A 24,830-nucleotide genomic window follows, 5' to 3' on the forward strand; every position below is an offset into this window, starting at 1 on the left:
AGAAAAAGAAAGCGTTTGATATATTTTTTGAATATTTGCAGAAAACCATAGGGAACAGGCGTTTCGAACGTTTGTTTCAGATGTTGTCATGAAAAATGAACACTAGTAAAAAAATGTCATTGTTTTATTACCTATGAAATATTAATCGATGATAAAGTATGAAAAGTCGATTACAACGACAACGACTAAATTTTTTTTACGAAGGAGAAACAACATGAAATCAATTAAAACAATTTTACTAGGAACGACTTTAGCTGCAGGTTTAGCTTTCTTTATGGGAACAACGGACGCACATGCTGATAGCCTATATACAATTCAAAAAGGTGATACACTATCTGGTATTTCACACAAAATCAAAGGTGATAACAGCTTGATTGACCAAATTGTTAAAGCAAATAGTTTATCTGATGCTAATATGATTTTTGAAGGTGAGAAATTAACTATCCCAACAGTAGATGGAACTGCGCCAGTAGAACCAGTTGCACCAGTCCAAGAAGCAGCACCTGTTGTGGAAGAAGCCGCAGCACCAGTAGCAGCACAAGCGCCAGCAGACTCTTCATCTGCGAAAGAATGGATTGCGCAAAGAGAATCTAGTGGTTCTTATTCAGCAACAAACGGTCGTTATATTGGAAGATACCAATTAGACGCTTCATACTTAAATGGTGATTATTCACCTGAAAATCAAGAACGTGTAGCAGATAGCTATGTAGCTGGACGCTATGGTTCATGGGAAGCAGCCCAAGCATTCTGGATTGCAAATGGCTGGTATTAAGAATAAGTTTAAAAATAGACATAGAAGCTTGCATGCAAATGCAGGCTTTTTTTTCGATAATTTTATCTGGTATAATAGAGGTATTGAAGAAAAGGAAGATAAGAAGATGAAAATGACCAAAGAAAAACAAAAAGAATGGGCCCAGCTTAAATACCTCATCATGTCTAGATCGCAGGAAGATTATCTGGAAATTAGGAAACTTTTTCGAGATAATACTTGGGACGAAGCGAAAGAGTTAGAGTTTCAAAAGTACCTTCAACATGCGTTGGCTAAAAATCCTACGAAAGGTTCTTTGTTAAATGCTTATCAACATGTGTGGGGGTACTTTAAAAAAATAGCAACGGAAGCAGAAAAAGAGCGATATTGTCAGTTACTAGAAGAGTTTTCTGTTGAAAAGGACGTTTTTCTCCCTTTCTTACAAATCTTAGCACAAAAATATGACGTAACGTACTTGCTAGAATCAAAATTGCTTTTTGATGATAATACAAATATAAAGGAGCGAGAATGATGAAAATTGAGCATATCGGACTATGGGTAAGTGATTTAGAAAAAATGAAAGCATTTTACGAAGTGCATTTTGATGCCAACGCGGGAGAATTGTATTTTAATCCTAAAACTGGTTTTCATTCCTACTTTTTATCATTTAAAGAAGGAGCAAGATTGGAGATTATGACTAGAGCAGATATTCAAAATCGATTCGAAGAAGAAGCACTTGGATTTGCCCACTTAGCTATTTCATTGGCTACAAAAGAAGCTGTAGATATGAAAGTAAGTAGTTTAGTTGCGGCAGGATACCGTTTATTAAATGGACCACGGACAACTGGAGATGGATATTATGAAGCAGTAATAGAAGATCCTGAAAAAAATCGGATAGAAATTACTGCATAGGAAAGTTTTAGGAATGTTTGAAACGAAGCAACTTTATCTTAAGTGAAGTTGTTTTTTTGTTATATAATCTTTTTTGTGAGATAAGATAATCCAAAAGTAAAATAGTGGTTTGGTTTGAAAGGATAGTTAAAACTTTAGTTGAAATAATATTTTTTTCAAACTGGATAGAACTTAAGTTATAATAAACATATTGAGGAGTTGAAGTGTAATGGAAACCATTGATAGTCAGAAAGCAGTTGACTATATCAAAGGAACAGATAGCATTACTTTTTTAACAGGAGCTGGTGTCTCTACAGAGTCAAGTGTTCCAGATTATCGCTCTCTTTCAGGTGTCTATCAAGGAATTCAACGGCCAGAATATCTTTTAAGTCATACTTGTCTGGAACAAGAACCAGAAAAATTTTATAGTTTTGTGAAAACGTTGTACCATCCTCAAGCGGAGCCCAATATGATTCATCAAAAGATAGCAGCATTAGAAGAAACAAAGGAAACTTGGGTAGTTTCACAAAATATTGATGGCCTTCACAAAAAAGCAGGAACGCGTCATTTAGTTAATTTTCACGGGGATATTTATGATTGTTATTGCCGAAAATGTAGACAATCAGTTAGATGGTCAGATTATTTAAAGAGTGATGTTCATTCATTTTGTGGAGGACAGATACGCCCGAATGTTATTTTATATGAAGAAGGATTAATTGAATCGGCAGTCAAACAAGCGATAAAAGTAGTAGAGCAAGCTTCGGTAATCGCGATTGTAGGAACAAACTTTAACGTGCATCCATTTTGTGATTTAATCCATTATGTCAAAAATGAAACTAAAATTTTGGTTATTAATCAAACACCAATTACATTAAATAGACCGGCTTATTTCTACGAAGGAAATGCACTAGAGATTTTCAATAAAATTAATTTATAAAAAGGGGTAATGAGATGGAAACAATAAAATCAGAGCGTCAAAAAATGATTGCGGGAGAGTTGTATTTCGCTGGTGATCCTGAGTTAGCAACCGCTAGAGTTCATGCGAGAGAACAAATGGCCTTAATAAATAATGAAAAAGATACCTATATTCGTCGGCAGCTATTACAAGAAACGTTTGGTTCAACGGGAACGGGTGCTTACGTAGAGCCGACAATTAGTTTTGATTATGGATTTAATATTCACGTAGGTAAAAATTTTTACGCTAACTTTAACAATATCTATTTAGATGTTTGTCCTATAAAAATCGGAGATAATTGCATGTTTGGCCCCAATGTTCAACTTTATACAGCAACGCATCCTTTACATCCAGTAAAAAGAAATAGTGGCCTAGAGTACGGAAAACCAATCACAATCGGTAACAATGTTTGGATTGGCGGGGGAGCCATTCTTGCCCCAGGAGTTGTTTTAGGGAATAACGTGGTTGTTGGTGCCGGTGCTGTTGTTACCAAGTCTTTTCCAGATAATAGCTTTATCGGTGGAAATCCTGCTAAGTTAATTAAAACAGTGGAGGTAGATGGGCGAGAAAAGGATTCTTCTTTAGCAAATCAACGTGAGAAAGTAGATTCTTTAGACAAAGAACTAGTTGCCTTATTAGAGCAACGGATGGACATAGTGACAGAAATTGCTGCCATAAAAAAAGCGACAAACCAACAGATTTTTGACCCTGTCAGGGAGCAAAAAGTGATAGAAAAAATTAGTTCTTATGTATCAAATAAACAGTACCAAGAAGTTATAGCAGAAACGTATCAAGGGATCATGGATGCGTCGAAAAACTTTCAACAACAACAAATGAAGTAAATTGTAGGAGGCGATAAAATGGATGGAAAAGAAAGACGAGACGCCATTTTAGCACGATTAAAAGCAGAAGAAAAACCTTTTAGTGCTAGTCGTTTTGCGAAAGAGTTTCAGGTCAGTAGACAAATTATTGTTGGTGACATAGCTTTATTAAGGGCTGCCGGATATGATATTACAGCAACAGCTAGAGGCTATTTATTAGATGCAGAGGTTAATAAGCAAGGAATCATCAGAAAAATTGCTTGCCAACATACCCCTGAGCAGACAAAAGAGGAATTAGAAATTATTATTGATTTAGGTGGAGAAGTGATTGATGTTGTTGTTGAGCATCCTATCTATGGAGAGTTAGTAGGAGGACTTCACATTAAAAATAATACAGAAATTGCTGACTTTATTTATAACTATGAAAAAAGTCGTGCGTCATTACTGTCTGAATTAACAAGTGGCATCCATCTCCATACCATCCGTTGTCAGAATGAAGAAGAATTATTAGCGATAAAAAAAGCATTAGCAGAAAAGAATATTCTTTACAAAAATGAATAAAAGAATGTTTGAAATTATTGGACAGAATAGATTTACTTTAAAAGTATTTTTAGAGCATCAATTTCTGTCCAATCACTATTTGTCATTTGTGAAATTTTTAATTATCAAAAGAATATTAAACTGGCTATTTACTTTTTTTGTATTCCATGTATAATTGTAAGCGCAACCATTATTTGTGGAGCGCCGATTTTCTGAGAAGAAAGAAACATAGAAATCGTAAGAATCGGTGGGGAAAAGAAAAGGAAAAGGAGAGATTTCATGAGTAACAAGGTGAATATCAAACAGGCTGTAAATGACACGTACCAATTGTATATCAATGGTGTATGGACAGATGGTTCTGGGAACAAAAAAATTACTAGTTATAACCCCAGTAATGGAGAAAAACTAGCAGAATTTGTTGATGCTACCCACGAAGACGTAGACCAGGCGATCAGTGCAGCACAAGAAGCATTTAAAACTTGGAAAGATTTAGATGTTATTACTCGCAGTACTATGTTGTTAAAAATTGCTGATTTAATTGATGAAAACAAAGAAAAATTAGCGCTTGTGGAAACTTTAGATAATGGGAAACCTTTAAGAGAGACAATGGCGATTGATGTGCCGGCTAGTGCAGACCATTTCCGTTACTTTGCAGGAGTGATTCGTGCAGAAGAAGGATCAGTAAAAGACTTTGATAAAGATACTCTCTCTATTGTCATTAAAGAACCGATCGGTGTTGTTGGGCAAATCATCCCTTGGAATTTTCCGTTATTAATGGGAGCGTGGAAGATAGCACCCGCTTTAGCAGCCGGAAATACAGTAGTTATCCATCCTTCTTCAACAACTTCTTTAAGCTTGTTGGAATTGTTTAAAATTTTTGATCAAGTCTTACCAAAAGGAGTAGTCAACTTAATTACTGGAAGAGGTTCTGATTCTGGGAATTATATGTTGGATCATGAAGGATTTGATAAATTGGCGTTTACTGGCTCCACAGAAATTGGTTATACAGTTGCAAAAGCTGCTGCTGATAAATTAATTCCGGCGACATTAGAACTTGGTGGAAAATCAGCGAATATCATTTTTGATGATGCTAATTGGGAAAGAGCTTTAGAAGGCGTTCAATTAGGGATTTTATTTAACCAAGGGCAGGTTTGCTGTGCAGGATCTAGAGTATTTGTTCAAGAAGGAATTTATGATAAATTTGTTGCAGCATTAAAAGAAAAATTTGAGCAAATTAAAGTGGGATTACCTTGGGAAGATGGCGTACAAATGGGTGCCCAAGTCAATGATAAGCAACTAGAAGGGATTTTGAAATACGTTGAAATTGGTGTCAAAGAAGGCGCAACCTTAGTAACTGGCGGTAAGAAAGTAACCGGTTCAGGATTAGAAAATGGAGCTTTCTTGGAACCAACACTGTTAGCAGATGCAAATAATGCGATGTGTATTGCACAAGAAGAAATCTTCGGACCAGTCGCGACCGTTATGAAATTTAAGACAGAAGAAGAGGTTGTCGCTTTAGCAAATCAGTCAGAATATGGGTTAGGTGGAGCAGTCTTTACACAAGATATTAATACGGCACTTCGTGTTTCACGTGCAGTTCGTACGGGACGCATGTGGGTAAATACTTACAATCAATTACCTGCTGGCGCTCCTTTTGGCGGCTACAAAAAATCTGGAATTGGTCGCGAAACACACAAATCAATGTTGGATGCTTATAGCCAAATGAAAAATATTTATATTGTGACCAAAGAAGAAAAAGATGGATTGTATTAAGTAAGAAAAGAGAGAAGCAAAATGAAACCAGCATTTGGTTTGTTTTGCTTCTTTTTTATGTTTTACAGTTAGAAGATATCCCCCCTTAGACTCCATATGATTTTTTTTACTAATGATATTTTTAGCAGATATCTTCTGTCAATTATCAGGCTAGGGACTGATATATATTAGGGAATAGAATTGGTATGATGAAAGCAAGTAAAAAATGAAAAGTGTCTTTAAAGGAAAATAGTAGTGACTTCAGTGGGAAAGTGAAGATAGACTTGCGGTGTTTAAGTCAGAGAAATAATTGTTGACTTTTAGATATCCGCTCTTCTAATTCAATAGTATACAGCCACAGCCATAACGTGATGTTTCTTCTGTTTTTTCGCTTATTCAGATTTTAAAATAGCAAAATGAAATGATGTGAATACAGATGGATAAATTATCTTTGAATGCAAAATTGAATAATTACAAAATGGTTGATGTAGTAAAGTATCTTACAGCTATCATGGTTATTTGTATTCACTGTAGCGCTATTTTTCCCCAAGAGCAATTAAATTTTTTAATAAAGAATGTCGTCTGTCGAATAGCGGTTCCTTTTTTTTGTGTCAGTAGCGCCTATTTTGTGCGAAAAGGTTCTTTTCACCAAGAAAACTATTTAGAAAAATACATAAAAACCTTAGGCAAGACTTATTTTATTTGGAGTCTAATTTTTATTCCTCTTGGTATTCTTTGGATTTATGAGCATTTGCAACTTTCAGGATTTGCTATAATTTTGGCCTTTATTTTTGGATTGATTCAAGTAGGCACCTACTATCATTTGTGGTATATTCCTGCGCTTATTTTTTCATTATACTTTATTGATAAATCGCTAAAATACGTTTCCTATAAAATAATGTTTGTCATTTCTACGTTACTATTTGTCTTTGGTAGCTTGGAAACCTACTATGGTTTTTTACCTCAAGGAGTATTGAAAGATACTTTTGATGCCGTTATTCATGTGTTTTTTACAACTAGAACAGGACTTTTATTTGGATCCATTTTTGTTGTAACGGGTTATTTTATCTATGATTATCAGAAACAGTTGAGTTCTTTGTTGAAATATGTACCTAGCTTTACTGTATTATGTGGAGCATTACTTGTAGCAGAAGGATTTTTTTTATATAACTTTGAGCGATTAGATATGAACTTTTTACTAATGCTGGTTCCATTTAGTTTCTTCTTTTTTCTATGGATTCTATCTTTTCCAAAAGAAGTAAAAGTTGATACAAGGAAAATTCGTGAGTTATCAAAATATTACTATTTTATCCATCCCGTTTGTATTTTGCTCATTGAAGAGATGGGGGAAGTATTTAAGGTAGTAATTTTACAATCAGGTGTGATTAGTTATGTACTGATCATTTTATTGACTCATTTTTTGAGTACCATTATTATTGAGCTACAAAAAAAATCATGGAAGTATAGTTGGATACTTAGTGCTTCTTTTTTGGGAATGCTAGTTACAGTGATGGTCGAAATTCTTTTTTTCTTGTTTAAAGTCTATAGTATAGAAGCAAAAGTTGAAATAGCTCCATGTTTGTGGTTTATCTCTAGTTTGATGATCTACTTCCTATTGTTTAAAAATCAAAAGCTTTTTAAGGTGCTCATATAAAAAGATATCTGACTATCAGAAGAGGTTGGAGTACTATTTTATGAGGTATTACTGATGCTACTACAATCCAAAAAAATAGCAAGAAAAATTTGGTTCAGTAAAGTTGGGCTAAGAAAAATAGAATAAACCGCCTGAAATCCACAGTTTAAAAGTGGATTTCAAGCGGTTTGATTATCTTAAAACGAGTGATTCAGAGTTCTTTCTACCTAATTAAGCGTGGGGAGGTAAAAATTACCCTTCTGCTTCAAATTTTTCAAAAGCTGAGTCAATAACTTCTTTTAGAGCTGAGGCAGAAGCATTCATCCGATCTTTTTCAGAATCTGATAAAGGAATTTCAATGACTTGTTTAATTCCTTGGCGGTTAATAACCGCAGGAGCACCAATATAGATGTCTTTTTGTCCATATTCGCCATCTAAATAGACTGAAAGAGGGAAGACAGAGTTTTCATCATCTAAGATTGCTTTTGTGATACGAGCCAAGGCAACTGCAATCCCATAGAAAGTAGCCCCTTTTTTGTCAATAATGGAATAAGCCGCATCTCTTACGTTAAAGAATAAATTAACCATTGCTTCTTCATCAACATCAGGATTGCTTTTAACCCATTCATAAATCTGTAGGCCAGCCACGTTTGCATGAGACCAAACAGGAAATTCTGTATCTCCGTGTTCTCCTAAAATGTAGGCATGGACATTACGTGCGTCTACGTCTACTAACTCAGCAATCGCTTGACGAAAACGTGCTGAATCCAATGAAGTACCGGAACCAATCACTCGCTCTTTAGGAAATCCTGAAAATTTCCAAGTAGAATAAGTTAAAATATCAACAGGATTTGCTGCAACTAAAAAGATGCCGTTGAACCCAGAATCTACGATAGAAGTTACAATTTCTTTATTGATTCTTAAATTTTTATGAACAAGATCAATCCGTGTTTCACCAGGTTTTTGCGGTGCTCCAGCAGTTAAGACAACGATATCGGCATCGTGACAATCATCATAGGTTGCTGCATAGATTTTTTTGGGAGAAGTAAAGGCTAGGGCATGTGATAGATCAGCTGCGTCTCCTTCTGTTTTCTTTACGTTTATATCAATAATCCCAAGTTCTTGAGCAATATTTTGAGTGACAAGAGCAAAAGCGTAACTAGAACCGACAGCGCCGTCCCCTACTAGAATAACTTTTTGATGGTCTTTATTTATTGCAGATGCAGTCATGTGTACCATTCCTTTCAGGTAATTGTTTTGTTACAGAAATACTAACATCTTTTAATATTTTTGTCACGTAAATTCATTCGATAGTAGTACAGTTTTTTTTGCTGTTTCATTTTTGGGGTTTTATAAGCATTTATTTGTTTTATTACAATTTTAGGGTAGATTTTGACTATTTGAGACTGTTTAGAAACTTTTAAGGGATGAAATGATACGAGAACAGGAGTTTTTGTGTTATACTTATAAAAATAAAACTGGGCAGAGGATTCTCCTGCTCAGGTATTTTGGCGTCTAAGGGTAGATGAAAAAAAGATATGGGCTACTTTATAGAGCGATAGTAGATAGAAATAGAGAATTTTGCTAGTCAGGATGACTACTGTATTTCATTTGAAAAAATAGTAGGGAAGTCTTGCTTAAAGGAGGAATAAAAATGAAAATGATTGTTGGGCTGGGCAACCCCGGTACGAAATATCAAGAGACTAAACATAATATTGGATTTATTACTATAGATGAAATTGCTCATCGTGTTGGAGCAACATTTAATAAAAGTCAATTTGAAGCAGATATTGCTGAATTTTTTATAGGTACAGAAAAGATAATGCTTGTAAAACCGTTGACTTTTATGAATGAATCAGGCCGTTCAGTCGGACCTTTGATGACGTATTATGGTATTTCAGAGGAAGAGTTGATTGTTATTTATGATGATTTAGATTTAGACATCGGGAAGATTAGGCTAAGGGAAAAAGGTGGTGCAGGTGGTCATAATGGAATCAAAAGCTTGATCGCTCATTTAGACACCAATGTTTTTCCTAGAATCAAAGTCGGAATTGGTCGTCCTTTAGGAAATACAACCGTTGTACATCATGTGTTAAGTGGTTTTCCAAAGGATAAACATGAAGAAATTTTAATTGCTGTTAAAAAAGCTGCAGACGCGGCAATTTACAGTTGTGAAGGACATAGTTTTATTGATACTATGAACCAATTTAATGGAAAATAAAGTTAAGGCTACGGATGGTATGTTAATGAAAAGAGCCATTGCAAAAGGAGGAGTTTGCTATGAATATTATTAAAAGAATTGCCCAAAGTGAAACCGTTCAATCATGGCAAAACCAACTAACGAATAACACAAGACAATTGATGACTGGTTTGGCTGGCTCAGCTAAAACGTTAGTCATGACCAGTGGTTACAAAAAGAAAAAGAAAAAAGTTGTTGTTGCTGTACCTAATTTGTATTACGCTAACCAATTAGTAGAAGATTTTAGAAATGTACTTTCTGATGAAGAAGTACATCTATTTCCTGTTGATGAGGTACTTTCTGCTGAAATGGCCTTCTCATCTCCAGAAGCTCGGGCTGAAAGAGTCGCTACATTAAATTTTTTATTAACGAATCAACCAGGAATTATCGTAGTTCCAGTTGCAGGATTAAGAAAATATTTACCAAGTAAAGAAACTTGGGAACAAGGACAGCTTTATTGGGAAATAGGCACAGAAGTAGAATTAGACGTGATTGCTAAAAAACTAGTTCTAATGGGCTATGAGCGTCAAGCTTTAGTAGGGAAACCTGGGGAGTTTAGTATTCGAGGTAGTATCATTGACGTTTATCCGCTAAATTCTGAACATCCGATTCGAGCAGAACTGTTTGATATTGAAATTGACTCTTTACGTTTTTTTGAAGCTGATACACAAAGATCTGTTTCAACAATTGAAGGCGTGACTATTTCACCAACGACCGATTTGGTTTTTTCAAAGAATGATTTAACTCAAGGGGTGAATCGTTTAGGTGAAGCACTAGAAAAAAGACTGTCAGTTGCTAAAGATAAAACTGAAACTGAGTTTTTACAAGAGTATTTTGGACAACTTATTTCTTCATGGGAACAAGGAATTCCCACAGATACAGCTCATTATTATACTGATTTTTTATATGAAGAGAAAACAACTTTGCTAGATTATTTACCTGAGGATGGGTTACTCTTTATAGATGATTATTCTCGAATCTTGGAAACAGAGCGCGAAATAATTCGCGAAGAAGGCGAATGGCAAATACTGAAACTGGAAGAGATGCGAGTATTTTCAGAACAAACTTTTGGGATAAGTCTCCATGATCAGTTAAGAGAAAAAGCATTTACCACAACTTATTTTTCTTTATTCCAAAAAGGAATGGGCAATTTAAAATTTCAGGCCGTTCATCCGTTTCAATATCGTTCGATGCAGCAGTTCTTTGGTCAAATGCCCTTGTTAAAAACGGAAATGGATCGTTGGCAAAAACAAGGACAGACTGTGATAGTTTTTGTTCCAACGAAAGAACGAAGTAAAAAAGTAGAAGAATTATTTAAAGATTTTGATATTTCAAGTGTCACAGTTTCTAATGAAAAGATTATTGAAGGGCAAATCCAGATTACAGAGGGTATGTTACAAAGTGGATTTGAAATGCCTAAAGAAAAATTAGTCGTTTTAACTGAAAAAGAAATTTTTCATACAACAACTAAGAAACGAGCACGTCGTCAAACCATTTCCAATGCAGAACGACTAAAGAGTTATAGTGAGTTAAAAACAGGGGACTATGTCGTTCATGCAAATCATGGGATTGGTAAATATGTTGGGATGCAAACGCTAGAGGTTGATGGTGTTCATCAAGACTACATCACTATTTTATACCAAAATGACGATAAGCTATTTATTCCCGTAACACAGTTAAATTTAATTCAGAAATTTGTTGCAGCTGAAGCAAAATCTCCTAAAATCAATAAATTAGGTGGCAGTGAGTGGACGAAAACTAAGAGGAAAGTAACCTCAAAAATAGAGGATATCGCGGATGATTTGATCCAATTATATGCGGATAGAGAGTCTGAAAAAGGCTATGCATTCCCACCTGATGATGCCTACCAAAAAGAATTTGAGGATGCTTTTCCATACTCAGAAACAGACGACCAGTTACGAAGTGCAGCTGAAATCAAACATGACATGGAGAAAACAAGACCTATGGATCGTTTGTTAGTTGGGGATGTTGGCTACGGGAAAACCGAAGTAGCGTTGCGAGCAGCCTTTAAAGCAATTAGTAATAATAAACAAGTGGCCTTTTTAGTTCCTACAACGATACTGGCCCAACAGCATTATGAAACGATGTTAGAACGATTTGAAGGATTTCCAATAGAAGTTGGTTTACTTAGTCGTTTCAGAACAAAAAAGCAACAAAATGAAACCATTGAAAAAATCAAACATGGCCAAATTGATATTGTGATAGGAACGCATCGGCTACTTTCTAAAGATGTTATCTTTAGTGATCTTGGTCTATTAGTTATCGATGAAGAACAACGTTTTGGCGTAAAACATAAAGAAAGATTGAAGCAATTACGTTCTCAAGTAGATGTTTTAACACTAACGGCGACACCTATCCCTCGAACGCTTCATATGTCTATGCTAGGTGTACGAGATCTTTCTGTAATTGAGACTCCGCCAGAAAATCGCTACCCAATTCAAACCTATGTTATGGAAAACAATCCAGGAGCGATCCGAGAAGCGATTGAACGGGAAATGGCTAGAGATGGACAAGTATTTTATTTATATAACCGAGTCGATACCATTGAACAAAAAGTAGAAGAAATCCAAGCGTTAGTGCCAGAAGCCAGAATTGCCTATGCACATGGTCAGATGACAGAAGTTCAATTAGAAAATACGTTGTTTGATTTTATTGAAAGGCAATATGACGTTTTAGTCACTACAACAATTATTGAAACTGGTGTGGATATACCAAATGCCAATACTTTGTTTGTTGAAAATGCCGATTATATGGGTTTATCCACACTCTACCAGCTTCGCGGACGAGTAGGACGAAGCAATCGAGTGGCCTATGCTTACTTTATGTATGAGCAACAAAAAATTCTGAACGAAGTCAGCGAAAAGCGTTTGGAAGCTATTAAAGATTTTACTGAATTAGGCTCAGGCTTTAAAATTGCGATGCGTGATTTATCTATTCGTGGAGCAGGGAACTTGTTAGGAGCACAGCAACATGGCTTTATTGATTCAGTTGGATTTGATATGTATGCTCAAATGCTTTCAGAAGCTGTTGCACGTAAACAAGGGAAAAATATTCAAGATCAAAAAACTTCAGTAGAAATTGATTTAGGAATTGACGCGTATTTGCCGTCAGAGTATATTACAGATGAGCGCCAAAAAATCGAAATTTATAAACGCATTCGTCAGCTAGAAAATATGGATATGTATGAAGAATTAGAAGCTGATTTGTTAGATCGCTTTGGTGAGTATCCAAATGAAGTTGCTCATTTATTGACAACCGGACAGATTAAAATGAATGGAGACCGAGCGTTAATTGAAACAATTCGAAAAATAAACCAAGAAGTGAAGTTTACCTTAAGTAAAATTGGTACGAAAACATTCAATGTGGAACAAATTTTTGAAGCTTTAACCGCAACAAAATTAAAGGCTGATTTGGCCGTAGAAAAAGAAAAAATGACTATTCGCTTAAAAATTCCAGTGGATATGAAAGAAGCAATTTACCTTCAAGAAGTTGCTGCCTTTACGAAAGCTTTGAGACAAGAAAAATACAAGAGTACAGCAGTGGCAGAAGTAGAGGGAGCTTAACGAAAAAAAGATTGTTTTAGTTAACGATCAACTACAAGGAGGGCTAGACAATGGCTCATAAAGAGATGCGAAAAATGATGCAAGGGGCAATGATCTTAACCATTGCGTCATTTATAGCGAAATTATTGAGTGCGGTCTACCGCGTTCCTTTTCAAAATTTTGTTGGGGATGAAGGCTTTTACGTTTATCAACAAGTTTACCCAATCTATGGAATTGCCATGACATTGGCTTTGTCTGGGTTTCCACAGTTTATTTCTAAGATAGTTGCAGAGCAGAGAGAGCCTAGTAACCAAAAAAAAATCCTACAGCAACTCTATCCCTTTGTTTTCTTTTTAGCATTAATTTGTTGGGGAATACTATTTCTAGGTAGCCAGTTTATTGCAGAACTAATGGGAGATGCCCAACTAAGTCCCCTAATTAAAGTTGTTTCCTTTACATTTTTATTAATTCCTGTTCTTTCGTTTTATCGAGGGAATTTTCAAGGGCATCTTTTAATGACACCCAGTGCCATCTCTCAGGTATTGGAACAACTAGTCCGAGTATTTGTAATCTTAGTTGCTGCCTATTCTTTTTCCACATTTGGTTGGTCTGTATATAAAACGGGAACTGTGGCGATGGCGGGGTCATTATTTGGTGGCGTAGTTGCAGTTGGTATTCTTTGGTATTATGATCATAAAGTACGCGTCGGAAGTTCCGCATATTTGACTCAGTGGAGGTTTGAGAAAGATTCTAAGACCTTATTCCAGCGACTTTTACTAGAGGGTGGTTTAGTATCAGTCTATAGCGCTTTTTTGATTTTCTTTCAACTAGTAGATTCTTTTTTTGTAAAAAATGCATTAGTAATTTCTGGTTTAAGTGATTCAGCTGCTAAAATTGAAAAAGGGATTTATGATCGGGGACAACCAATCGTTCAATTAGGATTGGTTGTAGCGTTAGCACTGAGTTCTACTTTTTTACCTGTACTTACAAAATATTTTATCCAAGAGGAAGACGATCGGTTTTTACAAGCCTCAAAAGTTTTTTTGCGATTCACGACTACAGTTGCAACCGCCGCTTCAGTTGGATTAGCGCTCTTACTACCCTATATGAATTTCACTTTATTTAAAGATTACAATGGCAATGGAGTCTTAGGTGTTTATGTGTGTTCGATTGCGTTTATGGCTGTTATTCAAGCCTACCAAAGTATTCAACAAAGTAGAAATAAATTTAATTCAGCAATGATAGCTGCGGGAGCTGGTTTGTTGATTAAGGGATTACTGACCAGTATCTTGACCCAATTATTAGGTACTATGGGAGCGAGCATTTCAACGATTTTAGGTTTGATGGTAACGTTAATCTTTATAGTATATTTTTCAAACAAGGAGATTAATCGCTTCACGGTAGAACATGGTTTTTTGAAAAAGTTAATGATTAGTATTGGAATAATGATGGTTGTTTTATTACTTTATCAAGGGGTTATTGCCATCCTTATTAATCGAATTGATCATCGCGGGCAAGCCTTAATGGTGACTCTTATAGGAGTAGCCCTCGGCGGCAGTACATTTATTTATACAATCATCAAGATACAACTATTTACTGTACGAGAATGGCTAATGCTACCATTTGGAGCAAAATTATTACGAATGAAAAAGAGGTAGGAAGATGAGATTAGATAAGTTTTTAAAAGTATCAAGAATTATTAAAAGAAGAACCGTAGCAAAAGAAGTCGCTGACAAAGGCAGAATACAAGTAAATGGTATTTTGGCAAAATCATCAAGTAATGTGAAAATAGGCGATCAAATCAAGATTCAATTTGGCAACAAAACACTGGAAATAGAAGTACTTGAGCTGCATGATTCAACCAAAAAAGAAGATGCAGAAAAAATGTATCAAGTCATTTCTGAAACTAGAGTTGAAAATACTACTAAATTAGATTAGACAACGTTCTTAGATGTTGGTATAATAAAGCGGACAATCTAAAAAAGCGAGTGGAGCGAAGCAGATGGGAAAAAACAATAATGACTTAGAAAAAGTTGCTGCTATTGATAATGAATACACCAAAGAGCAATATGCTGAGTTTCAAAAACAGCACAAACAGCTGATTTTTCGACGTCGTCGTTTAGCTGTTATCTTTCTTATCGCATTTGTGATTTTTGCATTTTCAGGTTTTCAGTTAATGAAAGATTATCAAAAACTCAGTGATTTTAAAAAGCAAAAAGTAGAAACAGTTGCAGAATCTGGTGAAATGGATAATAAATTGAAACGATTGGAACAAGATGTGGCCTTATTGAAAGATGAGGACTATGTTGCTAAATTAGCCCGTAGCCGCTATTATTTTTCTAAAGAAGGCGAACAAATCTACGCTGTGCCAGAGCTAAATGGAACTGCTTATTCCAACAATGAATCAAAACAACAATCTTCATCATCAGAAGAGAGTCAACCACAGTCTCATTCATCAAGTAACTAACTTGGGATAGAGAACTGAATAATATAATTAGGGTAAATTAGGAGGAACATTTTTTTTATGTCAATCGAAATAGGAGCTAAGTTGCCAGGGAAAGTGTCAGGGATTACGAATTTTGGTGCTTTTATCGATTTAGGAGAAGGCAAAACAGGGTTAGTGCATATCAGCGAAGTGTCAAATGGATTTATTAAAGATATTCATGATGTATTAACAGTGGGAGACGAAGTAACCGTTAAAGTAACTTCCGTTGGTGACGATGGTAAAATCGGCTTGTCTATTCGTAAAGCGCAAGAACAACCAGCAGAACCAAAACGTGAGTTCCAACGTCGTGATAATCATGATAGAGGACAAAGACCGGCACCTAAAAAACAATTTACAAGAGCACAGCCAACAAATACAAAACAAGATTTTGATACGTTGATGAGTTCATTTTTAAAAGATAGTGACGATCGTTTATCTTCATTGAAGAGAAACACTGAGGGCAAACGTGGTGGTCGTGGTGGCCGCCGCAACTAAATAGAAATATAAGCTGAGCGAAAGCTCGGCTTTTCTGTTTAGCTTAATGGTGCTTCGTCAAAAAAATAAAACAAGCATTTTCTGAAAGCGAGGAAAGAATATGTTTGGAAAGTTTGCCAATTATGTAAAAGAAAAAGAATATTTTCACTCTAAACAAAAGATCCTGTTAGCTATATCGGGTGGTGTGGATTCTATGGTGTTACTTCATTTCATGGAAAAACTTGCTGAAAAAAAACAGTTTTTCATCGGGGTTGCACATATCAATCACAAAATTCGTGAAGAATCCGATGGAGAATTTCAGTCTATTGCTAGACATTGTCAGCAACATAATATTCCGTTCTTCGGAAAAGAGTGGTTGGCTGAAAATAAAGAAAAAAATATGGAGGCTAGAGCACGAAAATTTCGTTATGATTTTTTTGCTGAAATAATGGCAATGGAAGATTATTCAATTCTGTTGACAGCCCATCACAGAGATGACCAAGCTGAAACGATTATCATGAAATTGACAAGAGGTAGCAGTTTTTCCAATTTTGTTGGCATTCGTGAAAAGCAGTCTTTTAAAAATGGACAACTAATTCGTCCTCTTTTGATTTTTTCGAAAGAGGAATTAGAAAGCTATGCCGAAGAAAAGCAACTGATGTTTTTTGAAGATAGCACGAATCAAACCAACCTATATATGAGAAATCGAATACGACATCAAGTAATTCCTGTCCTAAAAAAGGAAAATGTCCAGTTTTTACAGCATGTGTCGCAGTTTAGTGAACAAATCCAACTAGCGGATGATTTAATTGAGTCGGTTATCAAACCGAAATACAATCAGTGGGTTCAGAAACAAGAACATGGGTGGTCTATTGATTTAGGAAAGTTAAAAAAAGAGCGTGATAGCTTTCAAACGTTTTTTATGAATACCTTATTACAAGAAACAATTATAAAAAGGAATGTAGAAATCAAACAGGTTCAACTACACCAGCTGCTGAAAGTAATCAACCAATCAACCCCACAACTAAAGGTTGAGTTAGAATCAGGATGGGTATTCATAAAAGAATACGATATCGGCTACTTACTAAAAAAATCTATTTCTAACCAGCAAGAAAGTTTTCGTTTAAATCTTTTAGAAAATCTTTATCTTTCTGAAAATGAATGGCTGGGGTTGGAAACATCCAATCATCCATTAACGATTCCAAATGAAGTGAGTGATTGGCAGCAATTTAGCTGTTGTATTACTTCGGATACAGCGCTGCCTTTAATCGTAAGACATAGAAAAAACGGTGATAGAGTTGCTTTGAAACAAGGCTTAACCAAAAAGTTAAATCGTCTTTTTATTGATAGAAAAACCCCTAACTTAGTGAGAAATCAAACATGGATTATTCTGTCAGCAGAACAAGAAATTATTTGGGTACCTAAATTTGCGAATTCTTATTTGAGTATTCCAACAGAAACTGATAAAATACACTACAGACTCCTTTATAGAACAAAGGAGTAAGAGTCGGAAGGAGAGCATTATGCTAGAGAAAGATATTAAGCAAGTTTTAATCTCAAAAGAACAAATTCTTGAAAAATCAAAAGAACTAGGAAAACAATTAACAAAAGACTATCAAGATAAAAATCCATTAGTAATTGGTATTTTAAAAGGAGCAATTCCCTTTATGGCGGATGTGACTCGTGAAATTGATACACATTTGGAAATGGATTTTATGGATGTTTCCAGCTATGGAAATGCAACAGTATCTTCTGGTGAAGTAAAAATATTGAAGGACTTAGATACAAATGTTGAAGGTCGTCATATTTTAATCGTTGAAGATATTATTGACAGTGGCCGTACTTTAGCCTATCTAGTTGATCTTTTTAAATACAGAAAAGCTGCGTCTGTGAAAATCGTTACTTTACTTGATAAGCAAGAAGGAAGAGTTGTCGATATTGAAGCAGATTACATCGGGTTTGATGTACCTAATGAATTTGTGGTAGGTTATGGGCTAGATTATGCTGAAGCATATCGCAATTTACCTTATGTAGGTGTCCTAAAACCAGAGATATATGAATCAAATTAATATCTCTCAATGAAAGACTTATGTTACAATGAAAAGGAAACGCATCGTAAAATAAAACGTAAATAAATTACGAAGAGTATTAAAGGAGGACAGGCATGAACAAAAAAAATAACGGCACGATGAAAAATGGCTTATACTATGTGTTAGTAATTTTAGCGATGGTCATGGTCGTGTATTTCATTTTTGGAAATAGTAATCAACAATCACCTGATATTGAATATTCTACTTTCAGTCAACAGCTAGATGATGGTAAAGTGAAAGAAATGACAATTCAGCCTACAAATGGCGTTTTTCGTATTACTGGTAAGTATAAAGAAAAACAAGAAGTAAAAAATACAGGTGGCCTTTCCTTATGGGGTTCAACTGAAGTTTCAACAACTGAATTTACAACAATTGTATTACCAAGCGATAGTACTTTAACCAGTATTCAAGAAGCTGGAAAAGACAGTTCAGTAAAAATTACTGTGAAGGAACAATCTAATAGTGGTGCATGGTTATCCTTATTATTTAGTTTCTTACCATTAGTCTTTATTGTGTTCATCTTCTATATGATGATGGGACAACAAGGCGGCGGTGGCGGCGGTGGCGGTCGTGTGATGAACTTTGGTAAATCAAAAGCCAAAGAAGCAGACAAAAAAGCGAACCGTATCAGATTTTCTGATGTTGCCGGAGCGGAAGAAGAAAAACAAGAACTAGTTGAAGTTGTAGAGTTCTTAAAGGATCCACGACGTTTTGTAGAATTAGGAGCACGGATTCCAGCGGGTGTTCTTTTAGAGGGACCTCCGGGAACTGGTAAAACCTTGCTTGCTAAAGCTGTAGCAGGAGAAGCTGGTGTTCCGTTTTATTCTATTTCAGGTTCTGACTTTGTAGAAATGTTTGTAGGGGTCGGCGCAAGTCGTGTTCGTGATTTATTTGAAACAGCGAAGAAAAACGCACCTGCGATTATCTTTATTGATGAAATTGATGCCGTTGGACGTCAACGTGGCGCTGGTATGGGTGGTGGACACGATGAACGTGAACAAACCTTAAACCAATTGCTGGTAGAAATGGATGGATTTGACGGAAATGAAGGTGTGATTGTGATCGCAGCTACTAACCGTTCTGATGTATTAGACCCAGCTTTATTACGTCCAGGTCGTTTTGACCGCCAAATTTTGGTGGGTCGTCCAGATGTAAAAGGCCGAGAAGCGATTTTACGTGTTCATGCGCGCAACAAACCGTTGGCTGATGACGTTGATTTGAAAGTTGTTGCTCAACAAACACCAGGTTTTGCTGGTGCTGATTTAGAAAACGTACTGAACGAAGCTGCTTTAGTAGCAGCTCGTCGTAATAAAAAGAAAATTGATGCTTCTGACGTAGATGAAGCAGAAGATCGGGTTATTGCAGGACCAGCTAAAAAAGATCGTGCAATTAATAAAAAAGAACGTGAAATGATTGCTTATCATGAAGCAGGACACACAATTGTTGGTTTAGTCTTAAGCCGAGCACGTGTTGTTCATAAAGTAACGATTATTCCTCGTGGTCGTGCCGGAGGGTATATGATTGCCTTACCGAAAGAAGACCAATTCTTAATGACAAAAGATGATATGTTTGAACAAATCGTTGGATTACTTGGTGGACGTACAGCAGAAGAAATTATTTTTGATGTTCAATCTACTGGTGCTTCAAATGACTTTGAACAAGCAACAGGAATTGCTCGTAGTATGGTTACTGAATATGGAATGAGTGATAAATTGGGTCCTGTTCAATATGAAGGGAACCACCAAGTCTTTGTTGGACGCGATTATGGTCAAACAAAAGCTTATTCTGAACAAGTAGCCTTTGAAATCGATCAAGAAGTACGTCGTATCTTAATGGAGGCTCATCAAAAAGCCCATGAAATTATTGAAACGCACCGTGCGCAACATAAATTGATTGCTGAAAAATTACTTGAGTTTGAAACCTTAGATGCACGTAGTATCAAATCATTGTTTGAAAAAGGTGTAATGCCGCAAGATGTGATTGATAGTCAATTCCCGAGTGAAAAAGCACAAACTTTTGAAGAAGCAAAACGTGCTCTTGAAGAAAAAGACGCTCAAAAACAAGCGGAAGAAAAACATGAATTTGAAGAGTCTAAACAAGAATTAACTGACGAATCTGCGGAAGTAAAAGCTGAAGCTGCTGAAACTGAAGCAACAGTTGAATCTGAAACAAAAGAAAACAATGACAAAGATGATGATCATAAGAACGATAGTGAATATGATCGAAATAACTTTGACGATCGCTATAAATAGAAAAAAGCGCCCTTTTTAGGGCGCTTTTTCTGTCTAATTAATAAAATTCTCTCTATCTAATATCTAACTTATGAAATAATTTAGTTGAAAAAATAATGAAATCCTAGTATTATCTGATAATGAGTCGAAAACAGGACCAACGAGAAGAGGGAAATAGAAAATGGAAGATTACTTAGTGAAAGCACTATGCTATGAAGGATCAATCAGAGCGTATGCGATTCGTGCAACAAATACAATTTCAGAAGCTCAAAAACGTCATGATACTTGGAGCTCATCAACAGCGGCTTTAGGTAGAACAATGGTAGGAGCTTTATTACTTGGCGCTACTCTTAAAGGTGAAGATAAAATGACCGTCAAAGTTCAAGGGAACGGACCAGCAGGCTCAATTATTGTTGACAGTGACGGTAGTGGAAATACAAAAGGCTACATAAAAAATCCTCATGTTAGCTTGACTTTAAATGAAAATGGTAAAATAGATGTTAAAGGTGCTGTTGGAACGGAAGGAATATTTACAGTTATTAAAGATCTTGGGTTGAAAGAAACATTTTCAGGTCAAACGCCGATTATCTCCGGTGAAATAGGAGAAGACTTCACCTATTTCATGGCAGTATCAGAACAAACGCCATCAGCAGTTGGTTTAAGCGTCTTAGTAGATCCTGATGAAAGTGTTAAAGCAGCAGGTGGCTTTATGATTCAAGTAATGCCAGGAGCAGATGAAGAGACCATTGATTTTATTGAAAAACGATTGACTGAAGTACCTATGGTGTCAAAACTCTTAGAAGAAGGAAACTCTCCAGAAAGTATTTTAGAACTATTGTTAGGTGAAAAAGAAATTGAGATTCTTGAAAAAATGCCAGTTCAATTTAAATGTACTTGCTCAAAAGAAAAATTTGGGACAGCCATTATTGCTGTAGGATTAGATGAAATCAATGCCATGATAGAAGAAGATCATGGAGCAGAAGCGGTTTGTCAATTCTGTGGAAACAAATATCAATACAGTGAAGCTGATCTAATTGCTTTACGAGATGAAGCAATCAAAAATACAAAAGAAATTTAGGGGGAAACCACCTTGTGGAAAATAGGAAACATAGAAATTCCTAACCGTGTCGTTGTTGCACCAATGGCGGGAATTAGTAATGCAGCATTCCGAGTGACCGTGAAAGAATTTGGTGCTGGTTTAGTCGTTTGCGAAATGATTAGTGATAAAGGAATTCATTTTAGAAATAAAAAAACATTGGAAATGTTATATATTGATGATAGTGAGTACCCTCTTAGTGTTCAAATTTTCGGTGGAGATAAAGCGACGTTAGTGGAAGCGGCAAAATTTGTGGAAGAAAACACAAAAGCAGCTATTATTGACATTAATATGGGCTGTCCTGTCAGCAAAGTTATTAAGGCAGAAGCGGGTGCAAAATGGTTGTTAAATCCTGATAAGGTATATGAAATGGTTGATGCAGTGTCTTCAGCTGTTGATTTACCAGTAACCGTTAAAATGAGAACAGGTTGGGATGAAGAGCACTTATTTGCTGTGGAAAATGCAATAGCTGCAGAGAAAGCTGGTGCAGCTGCAATTGCGATGCATGGTCGGACAAGAGTACAAATGTATGAAGGCCAAGCAAATTGGGATGTTCTAAAAGAAGTCAAAAGTCATTTATCTATTCCTTTTATGGGGAATGGCGATGTTAAAACGCCAGAAGATGCAAAACGTATGCTAGAATATGTAGGAGCAGACGGTGTAATGATTGGTAGAGCAGCGTTAGGCAATCCTTGGATGATTAAACGGACCCAACATTATCTTGAAACTGGAGCATTACTTCCAGAACCAACGCCGTTTGAAAAAGTTGAAATTGCTAAAATTCATTTACAACGACTGATTGATCTAAAAGGAGAAAATATTGCCGCACGAGAATTTCGTCAGCATGCATCCTATTATTTAAAAGGCATTCCAAGAGCAGCAAAAGTTAAAGTTGCAATCAATCAAGCAGAAACACAACAAGCAATGGTAGATATTATGGATAACTTTGTTGAGAAAGCAGAAAATGATCTAAGAAAACAAACAATTGAAAGTATCTAGAAAATTAAATCAAGTCGAAATACAAATTCGGCTTGCTTTTTTTCGAATTATTGTGGCATTATAAGAATATGTAAATTTGAGAATGGAGGAAATAGAGTGTCAGAAGAACAACAAGAACATTTAGATGATTTAAATGACCAGATGCTTGTAAGACGTGAAAAAATGGAAAACTTACGTAAAGAAGGAATCGATCCTTTTGGCAAGCGATTTGATCGTACACATAATTCAAAAGAACTGCATACATCATTTGATCAGCAAACAAAAGAAGAATTAAACGAGATGGAGCTTTCTGCAAGTGTCGCAGGAAGAATGATGACTAAGCGTGGTAAAGGGAAAGCGGGCTTCGCTCATTTACAAGATCGTGAAGGACAAATCCAAATATATGTTAGAAAAGATCAAGTAGGTGATGAAGCCTATGAAATTTTTAAACATGCTGATTTAGGTGATTTTTTTGGTGTAACAGGACAAATTATGAAAACTGATACAGGTGAAGTAACGGTTAAAGCGAAAACAATTGTTCTTTTGACCAAAGCTTTACGTCCATTGCCAGATAAGTATCATGGATTGACAAATGTAGAACAACGCTACCGTCAACGCTATTTGGATTTAATTAGTAATAGAGAAAGCTTTGATCGCTTTATGAAACGTAGCCAAATCATCAGTGAAATTCGTCGCTATTTAGATAGCCATGGCTATATGGAAGTAGAAACACCTGTTTTGCATAATGAAGCTGGTGGGGCAGCTGCCCGTCCGTTTATTACCCATCATAACGCGTTAGATATGGACTTGTATTTACGTATTGCTTTAGAATTGCACCTGAAAAGACTAATTGTTGGCGGTATGGAGAAAGTTTACGAAATCGGACGAGTATTCCGTAATGAAGGAATTGATACAACTCATAATCCTGAATTTACTATGTTAGAAGCTTACACAGCCTATACTGATTACAAAGATGTTATGGATTTGACTGAAGGCATCATTTGCAATGCAGCCGAAAAAGTTCTAGGGACCTCAACTATTACTTATGGAGGGACGATTGTAGAACTAGGTAATGGCTTTAAACGTGTCCATATGGTAGATGCAATTAAAGAGCAAACAGGTGTTGATTTTTGGAATGAAACGTCACTAGAAGCTGCGCGGAGTTTAGCCAACGAACATAATGTAGAAATAAATGATAACATGGCACTTGGACACATTATCAATGAGTTTTTTGAAACTTTTGTTGAAGAAACTCTAGTTCAGCCTACTTTTGTGTATGGACATCCAGTAGAAGTCTCTCCACTGGCTAAGAAAAATTCTGAAGATGAACGCTTTACAGATCGATTTGAACTGTTTATTGTAGGAAAAGAGTTTGCCAATGCCTTTACTGAATTAAATGATCCTATTGATCAAAGAGCACGCTTTGAAGACCAAGAGAAAGAACGTCAACAAGGGAATGATGAAGCCCATGGTGTGGATGAAGACTTTATAGAATCGCTAGAATATGGCTTGCCACCGACCGGAGGACTTGGAATAGGGATCGATCGTTTAGTAATGCTTTTAACCGATTCCCAATCAATTAGAGATGTTTTGCTATTTCCAACAATGAGATAAGTAAATAAAGTTGAAACTTAGGAATTGCTCCTAGGTTTCAACTTTTCTTTTTTTGTAAGAACACAATAAAATAGAAAGAAAATAACCTATAAAAGAGTTCAAAACCGAACGAAATTACGTCAGAATAAAAAAACAATCGGTAACGAAAAAAAGTTTCAAAAAATGCAAACTTTTAGTTGACCTAAGCGCAGAAACTTGGTATATTATTACTTGTCGCAAAGCACTATAGCCAAACGGCAGATCAGCCTCAGTTTGAAAGAATAGAATAACATCGACTTCTTTCTACTAACTTGAAAAATCAACAAAAAAACTGTTGACAAATAACAAACAAGTTGGTAAACTATAACAGTTGTCTCTTTAAAACAGAGAGAACGAGTTGAAAAAGAAATTTCAACTTTCTTGAAAAAAGTACTTGACGAAACGTCAAGGGTTTGGTAAGATATAAAAGTTGTCTCCTTAAAACAGAGAGAACGAGTTGGGAAAAGAAATTCAACTTTCTTTTAAAAAATGCTTGACAAGTTGTTAAGGATTTGATAAGATATAAAAGTTGCTGCAAGGCAAATAAGTAGACCTTTGAAAACTGAACAAAGTAAGACAAACCAAATGTGTAGGATGTTTTTACGAAAGTAAAAACAAACAACAAATTTAACAAGCAAGCAATATGCTAGCAAACAAATTGAGCTTAACAATCGCAAGATTGTTCTAACTTTTATTATGAGA

The 24,830-nt window shown here is 35.7% G+C and carries 21 protein-coding genes; 20 read left to right on the plus strand and 1 reads right to left on the minus strand.

Features of this window, described 5'->3' with window-relative positions; all coding sequences use genetic code 11:
• Positions 1–214: 214 nt before the first annotated feature.
• The 8 genes from apf to BCR26_RS02070 all read left to right on the plus strand — a co-directional run bounded on the left by apf (position 215) and on the right by BCR26_RS02070 (position 7,361).
• Positions 215–772, plus strand: a complete 558-nt coding sequence (apf, locus tag BCR26_RS02035; protein ID WP_069697300.1) for an aggregation-promoting factor — start codon at positions 215–217, stop codon at positions 770–772.
• Positions 759–1,280 (plus strand): YbgA family protein, encoded by a 522-nt coding sequence (locus BCR26_RS02040; protein ID WP_245676897.1) that lies wholly within the window; start codon positions 759–761, stop codon positions 1,278–1,280. The genes apf and BCR26_RS02040 overlap by 14 nt, the downstream gene beginning before the upstream one ends.
• Positions 1,280–1,660: a VOC family protein gene (locus BCR26_RS02045; protein ID WP_069697301.1), complete on the plus strand. Its 381-nt coding sequence runs from the start codon at positions 1,280–1,282 to the stop codon at positions 1,658–1,660. The genes BCR26_RS02040 and BCR26_RS02045 overlap by 1 nt, the downstream gene beginning before the upstream one ends.
• A 208-nt stretch (positions 1,661–1,868) precedes the next feature.
• Positions 1,869–2,576: an NAD-dependent protein deacylase gene (locus BCR26_RS02050; RefSeq protein WP_069697302.1), complete on the plus strand. Its 708-nt coding sequence runs from the start codon at positions 1,869–1,871 to the stop codon at positions 2,574–2,576.
• Positions 2,577–2,590: 14 nt separating this feature from the next.
• Complete coding sequence (locus tag BCR26_RS02055; RefSeq protein ID WP_069697303.1) at positions 2,591–3,436, plus strand: chorismate mutase; 846 nt, start codon at positions 2,591–2,593, stop codon at positions 3,434–3,436.
• 18 nt (positions 3,437–3,454) lie between these two features.
• The gene (locus tag BCR26_RS02060) at positions 3,455–3,976 is read left to right on the plus strand and encodes a transcription repressor NadR (protein WP_069697304.1); all 522 of its coding nucleotides are present in this window, start codon (positions 3,455–3,457) and stop codon (positions 3,974–3,976) included.
• 258 nt (positions 3,977–4,234) lie between these two features.
• Positions 4,235–5,728 carry an aldehyde dehydrogenase family protein gene (locus BCR26_RS02065; protein WP_069697305.1) on the plus strand — a complete coding sequence of 498 codons (1,494 nt, stop codon included), beginning with the start codon at positions 4,235–4,237 and terminating at the stop codon, positions 5,726–5,728.
• A 415-nt stretch (positions 5,729–6,143) separates the two neighbouring features.
• Entirely contained in the window at positions 6,144–7,361 is a 1,218-nt protein-coding gene (locus tag BCR26_RS02070) for an acyltransferase family protein (RefSeq protein ID WP_069697306.1), read from the plus strand.
• Between the two features lie 231 nt (positions 7,362–7,592).
• Here the strand turns inward: BCR26_RS02070 and BCR26_RS02075 are convergent, their stop codons facing one another.
• Positions 7,593–8,570, minus strand: a complete 978-nt coding sequence (locus BCR26_RS02075) for an L-lactate dehydrogenase (RefSeq protein ID WP_069697307.1) — start codon at positions 8,568–8,570, stop codon at positions 7,593–7,595.
• Between the two features lie 424 nt (positions 8,571–8,994).
• On the opposite strand from BCR26_RS02075, the gene pth reads away from it, so the two are divergent.
• From pth to lysS, 12 genes are all read left to right on the plus strand, one after another.
• Complete coding sequence (gene pth, locus BCR26_RS02080) at positions 8,995–9,561, plus strand: aminoacyl-tRNA hydrolase (RefSeq protein ID WP_069697308.1); 567 nt, start codon at positions 8,995–8,997, stop codon at positions 9,559–9,561.
• 59 nt (positions 9,562–9,620) lie between these two features.
• Positions 9,621–13,163, plus strand: coding sequence for a transcription-repair coupling factor (mfd, locus tag BCR26_RS02085; protein WP_069697309.1), 3,543 nt, complete (start codon positions 9,621–9,623; stop codon positions 13,161–13,163).
• A 50-nt stretch (positions 13,164–13,213) separates the two neighbouring features.
• A complete protein-coding gene (locus tag BCR26_RS02090) occupies positions 13,214–14,800 on the plus strand; it encodes a putative polysaccharide biosynthesis protein (protein WP_069697310.1) in 1,587 nt (528 codons plus the stop codon).
• A gap of 4 nt (positions 14,801–14,804) precedes the next feature.
• Complete coding sequence (locus BCR26_RS02095) at positions 14,805–15,080, plus strand: RNA-binding S4 domain-containing protein (RefSeq protein WP_069697311.1); 276 nt, start codon at positions 14,805–14,807, stop codon at positions 15,078–15,080.
• A 64-nt stretch (positions 15,081–15,144) separates the two neighbouring features.
• On the plus strand, positions 15,145–15,609 hold the full coding sequence (locus BCR26_RS02100; RefSeq protein ID WP_069697312.1) for an FtsB family cell division protein: 465 nt from the start codon (positions 15,145–15,147) through the stop codon (positions 15,607–15,609).
• A gap of 57 nt (positions 15,610–15,666) precedes the next feature.
• On the plus strand, positions 15,667–16,122 hold the full coding sequence (locus BCR26_RS02105; RefSeq protein WP_069697313.1) for a S1 domain-containing RNA-binding protein: 456 nt from the start codon (positions 15,667–15,669) through the stop codon (positions 16,120–16,122).
• A gap of 100 nt (positions 16,123–16,222) precedes the next feature.
• Entirely contained in the window at positions 16,223–17,605 is a 1,383-nt protein-coding gene (gene tilS / locus BCR26_RS02110) for a tRNA lysidine(34) synthetase TilS (protein WP_069697314.1), read from the plus strand.
• Positions 17,606–17,624: 19 nt separating this feature from the next.
• Positions 17,625–18,170: a hypoxanthine phosphoribosyltransferase gene (gene hpt / locus BCR26_RS02115; RefSeq protein ID WP_069697315.1), complete on the plus strand. Its 546-nt coding sequence runs from the start codon at positions 17,625–17,627 to the stop codon at positions 18,168–18,170.
• Between the two features lie 95 nt (positions 18,171–18,265).
• Entirely contained in the window at positions 18,266–20,443 is a 2,178-nt protein-coding gene (gene ftsH, locus BCR26_RS02120) for an ATP-dependent zinc metalloprotease FtsH (RefSeq protein WP_069697316.1), read from the plus strand.
• 160 nt (positions 20,444–20,603) lie between these two features.
• Positions 20,604–21,500, plus strand: a complete 897-nt coding sequence (gene hslO, locus BCR26_RS02125) for an Hsp33 family molecular chaperone HslO (protein WP_069697317.1) — start codon at positions 20,604–20,606, stop codon at positions 21,498–21,500.
• Between the two features lie 12 nt (positions 21,501–21,512).
• Complete coding sequence (dusB, locus tag BCR26_RS02130) at positions 21,513–22,517, plus strand: tRNA dihydrouridine synthase DusB (protein ID WP_069697318.1); 1,005 nt, start codon at positions 21,513–21,515, stop codon at positions 22,515–22,517.
• Between the two features lie 96 nt (positions 22,518–22,613).
• The gene (lysS, locus tag BCR26_RS02135) at positions 22,614–24,110 is read left to right on the plus strand and encodes a lysine--tRNA ligase (RefSeq protein WP_069697319.1); all 1,497 of its coding nucleotides are present in this window, start codon (positions 22,614–22,616) and stop codon (positions 24,108–24,110) included.
• Positions 24,111–24,830: the final 720 nt, after the last annotated feature.

The organism is Enterococcus rivorum (genome assembly GCF_001742285.1).
GTDB lineage: Bacteria > Bacillota > Bacilli > Lactobacillales > Enterococcaceae > Enterococcus_L > Enterococcus_L rivorum.

Excerpts from the sequence above, each read along its gene's own strand:
- apf (WP_069697300.1), top strand. The coding sequence starts at position 215 with ATGAAATCAATTAAAACAATTTTACTAGGAACGACTTTAGCTGCAGGT.
- BCR26_RS02040 (WP_245676897.1), top strand. The coding sequence starts at position 759 with ATGGCTGGTATTAAGAATAAGTTTAAAAATAGACATAGAAGCTTGCAT.
- BCR26_RS02045 (WP_069697301.1), top strand. The coding sequence starts at position 1,280 with ATGAAAATTGAGCATATCGGACTATGGGTAAGTGATTTAGAAAAAATG.
- BCR26_RS02050 (WP_069697302.1), top strand. The coding sequence starts at position 1,869 with ATGGAAACCATTGATAGTCAGAAAGCAGTTGACTATATCAAAGGAACA.
- BCR26_RS02055 (WP_069697303.1), top strand. The coding sequence starts at position 2,591 with ATGGAAACAATAAAATCAGAGCGTCAAAAAATGATTGCGGGAGAGTTG.
- BCR26_RS02060 (WP_069697304.1), top strand. The coding sequence starts at position 3,455 with ATGGATGGAAAAGAAAGACGAGACGCCATTTTAGCACGATTAAAAGCA.
- BCR26_RS02065 (WP_069697305.1), top strand. The coding sequence starts at position 4,235 with ATGAGTAACAAGGTGAATATCAAACAGGCTGTAAATGACACGTACCAA.
- BCR26_RS02070 (WP_069697306.1), top strand. The coding sequence starts at position 6,144 with ATGGATAAATTATCTTTGAATGCAAAATTGAATAATTACAAAATGGTT.
- BCR26_RS02075 (WP_069697307.1), bottom strand. The coding sequence starts at position 8,570 with ATGACTGCATCTGCAATAAATAAAGACCATCAAAAAGTTATTCTAGTA.
- pth (WP_069697308.1), top strand. The coding sequence starts at position 8,995 with ATGAAAATGATTGTTGGGCTGGGCAACCCCGGTACGAAATATCAAGAG.
- mfd (WP_069697309.1), top strand. The coding sequence starts at position 9,621 with ATGAATATTATTAAAAGAATTGCCCAAAGTGAAACCGTTCAATCATGG.
- BCR26_RS02090 (WP_069697310.1), top strand. The coding sequence starts at position 13,214 with ATGGCTCATAAAGAGATGCGAAAAATGATGCAAGGGGCAATGATCTTA.
- BCR26_RS02095 (WP_069697311.1), top strand. The coding sequence starts at position 14,805 with ATGAGATTAGATAAGTTTTTAAAAGTATCAAGAATTATTAAAAGAAGA.
- BCR26_RS02100 (WP_069697312.1), top strand. The coding sequence starts at position 15,145 with ATGGGAAAAAACAATAATGACTTAGAAAAAGTTGCTGCTATTGATAAT.
- BCR26_RS02105 (WP_069697313.1), top strand. The coding sequence starts at position 15,667 with ATGTCAATCGAAATAGGAGCTAAGTTGCCAGGGAAAGTGTCAGGGATT.
- tilS (WP_069697314.1), top strand. The coding sequence starts at position 16,223 with ATGTTTGGAAAGTTTGCCAATTATGTAAAAGAAAAAGAATATTTTCAC.
- hpt (WP_069697315.1), top strand. The coding sequence starts at position 17,625 with ATGCTAGAGAAAGATATTAAGCAAGTTTTAATCTCAAAAGAACAAATT.
- ftsH (WP_069697316.1), top strand. The coding sequence starts at position 18,266 with ATGAACAAAAAAAATAACGGCACGATGAAAAATGGCTTATACTATGTG.
- hslO (WP_069697317.1), top strand. The coding sequence starts at position 20,604 with ATGGAAGATTACTTAGTGAAAGCACTATGCTATGAAGGATCAATCAGA.